Below are 6,100 nucleotides of genomic sequence, written 5' to 3' on the forward strand. Positions count from 1 at the left end.
GCGACGCTCGCGGAGCCATTTCCGCAGGTGATCGTAGTCGTAGCCCTGGTCGGCATGGAGCTTGGCCGGACGCCGGCGGCGGGGTCCGCGGCGGGAGCGGATGGGCGGGATCCCACGCGCGAGCGGCTGCAGGCCGAGGCTGTCGTGCAGGTTGGCGCCGGAGATGCCCAGTGACAGCGGGACGCCGTTTCGGTCGGTGATGAGGTGGATTTTTGATCCCGGCTTGCCGCGGTGGGTCGGATTCGGTCCGGTCAGTGGCCCCCTTTTGCCGCCGGCAGGCTGACGGAGTCGATCGCGCACCGCGACCAGTCCAGCCGGCCTCGGGCGCCGAGTTCGTCGAGGATGACGCGGTGCAGCCGGGCCCAGACCCGGTTCCGGCTCCACTGGGCGAAGCGCCGGTAGACCGTGGGCCAGGCCGGACCGAACACCGGCGGCAGCTGCCGCCAAGTGCAGCCCGAGGTGGCCACGAAGATGATCGCCGCCAGGCATTCGCGGTCACCGGCCCGCCGTCGCCCGCCGCCTTGCGGGCGTGTGACCTCCGTCGGCGGGACCACCCGCCGAAACAGCATCCACAACTCGTCCGGCACCAACCGCTCCACCAGATCCGTCATGCACGGCTCAACGAGCGATCACGCCAAAGGAAACGATGTCTGAACCAGTGGTGCCCCGTGGACGAGCCTCATAGCTTGTGCGCTCGTGACTGATGATCCGCAGATGCGCCCGAATCGGCAGGACCTCGGCCGAGTGTTCAACGAAGTCCCCGAGCTCTACGACCGGGTCCGGCCGGGATACCCTGACGAGCTGTTCGCGGACCTTGTCACCGTCACCGGCATGGACGAAAGGTCGTCGGTGCTGGAGGTGGGCTGCGGTACCGGCCAGGCGACGCGCTCGCTGGCAGCGCTCGGGTGCTCAGTGACCGCCATCGAGCCGGGCACGGACATGGCTGCACTCGCTCGCCAGCGGATCGCTACCTTCGGCAACGTCGAAGTCGAGACGTCGATGTTTGAGGAGTGGGACGACCGCGGTCGACGCTTCGATGTCCTCGTGGCTGCGTCGTCGTGGCACTGGGTCGACCCCTCGATCGGCTGGCAGCGAGCGCACGACGTGCTCCATCCCGCAGGCTGGATGGCACTGCTCGGCAACGTCGTTGTCCGCCGACCGGGAGAGCCGGAGGTGTACGCCGAGACCGCCGATCTCCACGAGCGGTTCTGCCCCGGGAACCCCGGCTGGGGTCATCCTCCCCTGGAGGACGACGTGCGCACCACCGACGAGGGCTGGGGCCTGGTCGACGACCCCGGAGACTTGTTCGGCCCAACGATCGTGCGCTGGTACCCAACCGTTCAGTGGTTCAACGGGGACGGCTTTGCCGATCACCTTCGCTCGTTGTCGCTGTACCGGAGGCTCGACCGCGACGTCCGTGAGCCCCTGCTCGACGCAATCGCCGAGCACATCCGCACGCGGATGGGCGACCGAGCATCCCGCCGTTACCTGAGCGTCCTCCGCGTCGGACAGCGCGCCGAGTGAGCCCAGTGGTGAAGGACCTGCCGATTCAGCGGCAACGGACCCACCGCACTTCCATGCCTGCCTGCCAAAGACGCCGTGGGTTCCCAATGAAATCACCTCAGTCACGCTGAACCCACGGGCCGTTGGTAATCGCAACTTCCCAAGCTGATGTCAGGCAGCTACGCAGGCCCGGGTCGCTCTGTCAGCGTCGACCACTAACCTGCGGCGATCAACCGTGGCACGTCTGGAGGCTTCGTGAAAGCTACCGCTCTCGTCAGTCCTGATCGGTTGTGGTCGGCGCAGGAGGTCTTGGTACGTCCGAGCCCTGTCCCAGCGGCGGCAGGGGTCTACGGGTGTCGCTTCAAGCAGTCGCCCCATCCGGACCTGGACGCCGGGCGTCTGCTCTACGTCGGGATAGCCCCGCGGTACATGGCGAACCGAACCAGCACGCAGAACCTGCGCAAGCGGGTGCGCTACCACTACCGGGGTAACGCGGCCGGCTCGACGCGGCGGCTCACCCTCGGATGTCTGCTCGGGCTTGAGCTGCGCCGCGTGGGCAGCGGTAAGCGGATGACCTTCGGTAAGGCCGGGGAAGCCACCCTGAGCCAGTGGATGGCAGACAGCGCGCGGGTGTGCTGGATCGAGCAGAGCGAACCGCGGGACATGGAGTCGCAGCTCATCTCTCAGCTCGACCTCCCGTTGAACCTCGACCAGAACCGCCACAACACGTTCCACAGTCGCCTGAAGGAGCTACGGGCCCAAGCACGCCATCGAGCCCGAGAGTTGCCCATCGGCGCGTAGGTCGCCGAGCGGGTCGCCACGCCCTTGTCTTGGCCGCCTCTGGGCCGTCCGAGGCCGCTCGACAGTAGCCAGCGACGACCAATGACGACCGCTCGGCCACTCATGAACGCTGCCCACCAGCAAAAACCCAGCTCACCAAGATTCCCGACAAGACCCAGGGCAAGAAGAAGTGACCTGCCTCGAAGGTGTCCCACCCCTACTGCGCACGGCTGAAGCTCTGTGAGAGATTAGAGCTATCGACTGCCATCACGGAACTCGACTCGCCTTTTGGAACTGTACAAACATTCGCTCAGCCAACTCATAAATCGGGTTACCGGACATCACCATGACACATGGAGAGTCCGCACCATGGCGCCTTTCCGAGTAAGGTGTAATGAATGCCCACTTCTCCGTTATGATGAGACGCGCAATGATCGGCAGATCGTAAAGGCGCATTTCTGCCCGTTCGAGACGGGCGATCCTGTTCCCCACATACTGCACATTGCTGCGTATGTTCTCCTCGATCATTCGATCACCCTGGCCGCCGTCGTAGGACAGAGCCTCCTGCTGATGGTCGTCTATCCAGGTTCCCGGCCCTGACCTCTCCGGGTCGGGCAGTAAGATCTTGAGTTCCTTGCGATCAGCCTCTGCCCACAAGGCACGGAAGGTATCTCTCTGTAACTCATTTCCTCGACCAGCCAGAATTCTCACTTCTTGCGCTCCAGCCAAGCGAGCAGAGATTTCTGCGGCAGCGCTACGTTGAGTCTCAAACTTCTCTACGATTTCCGCATCCATGCTTTTCAGAAGCGCGCGCCTGAATCTAAGCCGAGCCACAGGTGAGGCGATCCAACCTAACAAGGCAAATGCAGCGCTAACCACAACCGAACTGACAACACCTGCCCAGAATTCGTTCATGTTCCGGTCCCATCCTAGGCTGCTTGAGCAATCTCCCCTAGATCGACCAACATCATTCCGAAGTCGGCGAAGTTACGCTCATCGCCGGAGCTTCATCGCGCACTGATATGAGCGCGAACGGATCGCCAAGCTCGGGTCGTCGAGGATGGATCCTGCAGAGAGGTTGGGCCGCGTGCCAGGTCGTACGAGAAACTGGGGAGAACACTGGGCGGCCAAACCTACGGCCGTCAGGCACCCAGGCACCTCTTGCCGCAGGTCAGCAGGGCTCCCGACTCTCCGGGGGACCCAAACTTTCGGAGCTAAGGGGCCGGCATCTATCCGTCCTGCATGGCCGATGCGCTCTTCGCCAGGCGCTGATGGCGACAGCCGCCCCGCAGATGCCTACCCAGACCCCACATGAGTGTCTAACTGCCGCACTCCGTAGACACCGAAGTTGTCCGTGTAGACACGGCTGATCTGCGTCTTCAGCTCAGCGTCGCGGACCGACCGCGGGCTGGGGACGCGCTTCTTGGCGGCGTAGTAGGTGCTCGTCGCGATCTTCAGTCCGTGGCTGGTCAGGACTTTGCAGATCGGCTCGACTCCGAACACCTGCCGGTGGGCGTCGATGAACGCTACGAGCGCTTCGACGGCCGGTCGAGCTCGGCGATGCTCCTATGTCAAGCTGCCAGGCGAACCGGGAGGTCAGCGGCGGTCGCAACCGGCTGGGCTGCGCCCTCGTCGGCCAGCAGGGCCCGAAAGACGCGGTCGGAGATGCGTCGTCGCAGCAGTCGCACCGCTTCCTTGGGCGTTTTGCCGCGGGCCAGCTGCTTTGCGAAATAGTCGGCGCCTTCACCGCCGCGGCGCACCTGCGTGACCGCGATCATGTGCAGTGCATGGTTGATGGCTCGGTTTCCGCCCCGGTTCAGGCGCACGCGGATCTTGTTGGAGGACCAGACCGGGATCGGGGCGGTGCCGGTGAAGTGCGCGTAGGCGTCCTTGGACTTGAACCGGTTGGCGCCGGCCGTCTCGCCGATGATGACGGCCGCGCTGAGCACGCCGCAGCCGGGGATGGCCAGCAGCGACGGCGCCAGTACCTCGACCAGCTTACGCAGCCGAGCTTCCAGCGCGTTGATCTGCTCGGTCAGCCGTCGGCACTCGACGACCAGGTCGCGGGCGATCTCCACCACGACGCCCGCATGGTCGGCGAGGGCCGCAGCGAGCGCGTCGAACACACACAAACGGCGCAAGCCCCGAGAGGGCACGGGCAGTTCGGGATCGATCTCGTGCAGGAACCAGCGCAGCTTGTTCGCCGCCGCGGTACGGGAGCGCACCAGGCGGCGGCGGTGATCGGCCAGGAGCTTCACGTCCCGGGCCGGGCCCGCGAGGCTGGCCCGGGGCAGGTCGGGTTCGCGCAGCGCCACCCGGGCCACCGCCTCGGCGTCGATCGGGTCGGACTTGCCTCGTTCGCGGGCCGAGCGGCGAGCCCCGGCCATCAGCCGGGTGTGCACCCGCACCACCTCATGACCGGCCACCAGGAGGTCGACCTCGAAGCGGCGGGTCAGATGGCGGCAGTCCTCTATGGCCAACAAGACCTGTCCGAACTGGGCAAACCACTTGATCGCCTGGGAGTGACCGGCCGGGGTCGCGGCGACGGTGACCTCACCGACGCGGCGTCCCAGCGGATCGACCGCGACCAGCGTGTGCGTCTTCTTGTGTCCGTCGATGCCGACAACGTGCACGAAAGCCTCCGCAGCTCGGTGGAGAGTCGATGGGCATCTCCACCGCGGGGGCACGCCTCAATCGGGCTCGCGCGGCACGCTCCTATCAGGCCACTCCGCGGCGGAGACCCGGGCCGACGGGGCGGCACATCGCCGACAAGCCACCATCGCTGGGGCAGCAAAGAAACGAGCCAGCCCCGCCGGTGCCCGTCACTCTGTCACCACCCATAGGCCCGTGTCTCAGACTCTGTCATTGACGCGAAGAAAGCCGAGGCCGCCTTGAGGATCTCGTTCGCCCGGCGCAGCTCGGCGTTCTCGGCCCGCAGCCGCTTGATCTCCGCGGTTTCCTTCGACGTCACCCCGGGACGCTGGCCGGTGTCGACCTCGGCTTTGCGGACCGACGTCCGCACCGTCCCGGCGGAACCGATGCCCAGCTTCGCGGCGACCGCCTTCATCGCGGCCCACTCAGTTGGGTAGTTGGGGCGGACCTCCGCGACCATGCGCAGCGCACGCTCACGAAGCTCGGCAGGGTAGGGGGACGGACGGGCCATGACTCGATCCTCTCAGGGAATCGAGCCTCCACCAGACCCGGAGCGCTTCAGTGTGCGGCCACCGACTACCCGGCCAAAGGAGATGCTCAGCCCCTCCAACTCGGGCGCTCGTCGGCCAGTTGCATTAGTCCTTACCGTGTTGATAGGTCGTTGCTGGTCCTTCGTACCATCGGTGGACCTGGGACCTGGGTATGGCTGAAAGCGCTCATGCAGTGGTCGCGGCTTGACTGATTGGCCGTCTGACGCCCCGGGAGGACATGGCCACTCATCGCGATGAGCGAACCGAAATCCCTTCGTAAGGACAGCACTATTTTCCGCGCTGGCGCCCAGAGCCCTCGAGGAGTACGGGTGTAACGGTCGAGGCGGTGCCGGGTCGACCGCGACCCGGCGCGGCCTTCAATACTGCTCGGTCTCCACGAAACCCGCGTCCCCGTCGTCGTCCGCGCCGAAGGCGCCCGCAGCGGCCGTGGGGTCGAATCCGGGCGGGCTGTCCTTGAAGGCCAGGCCGAGGCCGGCCAGCTTCGCCTTGACCTCGTCGATCGACTTCGCACCGAAGTTGCGGATGTCGAGAAGGTCGGCCTCGGAGCGGGCGACGAGCTCACCCACGGAGTGGATGCCCTCACGCTTGAGGCAGTTGTAGGAGCGGACGGTGAG

6 protein-coding genes and 2 pseudogenes are annotated in these 6,100 nt (G+C 65.8%); 2 read left to right on the forward strand and 6 right to left on the reverse strand.

Features of this window, described 5'->3' with window-relative positions; all coding sequences use genetic code 11:
• Positions 1-611, reverse strand: a pseudogene (locus ABZ919_RS41350) (IS5 family transposase); the annotation flags it as partial.
• Between the two features lie 133 nt (positions 612-744).
• Here ABZ919_RS41350 and ABZ919_RS41355 point away from each other — a divergent pair.
• Both ABZ919_RS41355 and ABZ919_RS41360 read left to right on the forward strand, forming a co-directional pair.
• On the forward strand, positions 745-1,524 hold the full coding sequence (locus tag ABZ919_RS41355) for a methyltransferase domain-containing protein (protein ID WP_361259451.1): 780 nt from the start codon (positions 745-747) through the stop codon (positions 1,522-1,524).
• A 408-nt stretch (positions 1,525-1,932) separates the two neighbouring features.
• Positions 1,933-2,304 carry a GIY-YIG nuclease family protein gene (locus tag ABZ919_RS41360; protein WP_361259454.1) on the forward strand — a complete coding sequence of 124 codons (372 nt, stop codon included), beginning with the start codon at positions 1,933-1,935 and terminating at the stop codon, positions 2,302-2,304.
• A gap of 246 nt (positions 2,305-2,550) precedes the next feature.
• Here ABZ919_RS41360 and ABZ919_RS41365 read toward each other — a convergent pair whose 3' ends face one another.
• The 5 genes and pseudogenes from ABZ919_RS41365 to ABZ919_RS41385 form a co-directional block, all read right to left on the reverse strand.
• A complete protein-coding gene (locus ABZ919_RS41365) occupies positions 2,551-3,198 on the reverse strand; it encodes a hypothetical protein (protein WP_361259456.1) in 648 nt (215 codons plus the stop codon).
• A gap of 381 nt (positions 3,199-3,579) precedes the next feature.
• Positions 3,580-3,786 (reverse strand): hypothetical protein, encoded by a 207-nt coding sequence (locus tag ABZ919_RS41370; RefSeq protein WP_361259459.1) that lies wholly within the window; start codon positions 3,784-3,786, stop codon positions 3,580-3,582.
• A gap of 68 nt (positions 3,787-3,854) precedes the next feature.
• Positions 3,855-4,916 (reverse strand): IS110 family transposase, encoded by a 1,062-nt coding sequence (locus tag ABZ919_RS41375; protein WP_361259462.1) that lies wholly within the window; start codon positions 4,914-4,916, stop codon positions 3,855-3,857.
• Positions 4,917-5,158: 242 nt separating this feature from the next.
• Positions 5,159-5,446, reverse strand: a pseudogene (locus tag ABZ919_RS41380) (IS3 family transposase); the annotation flags it as partial.
• 396 nt (positions 5,447-5,842) lie between these two features.
• The coding region (locus ABZ919_RS41385) for a DNA-directed RNA polymerase subunit alpha C-terminal domain-containing protein (RefSeq protein ID WP_361259465.1) at positions 5,843-6,100 on the reverse strand (258 nt) is incomplete at its 5' end.

Origin of the sequence: Streptomyces sp. NPDC046759, from assembly GCF_040645475.1 — a bacterium.
Classification (GTDB): domain Bacteria; phylum Actinomycetota; class Actinomycetes; order Streptomycetales; family Streptomycetaceae; genus Streptomyces.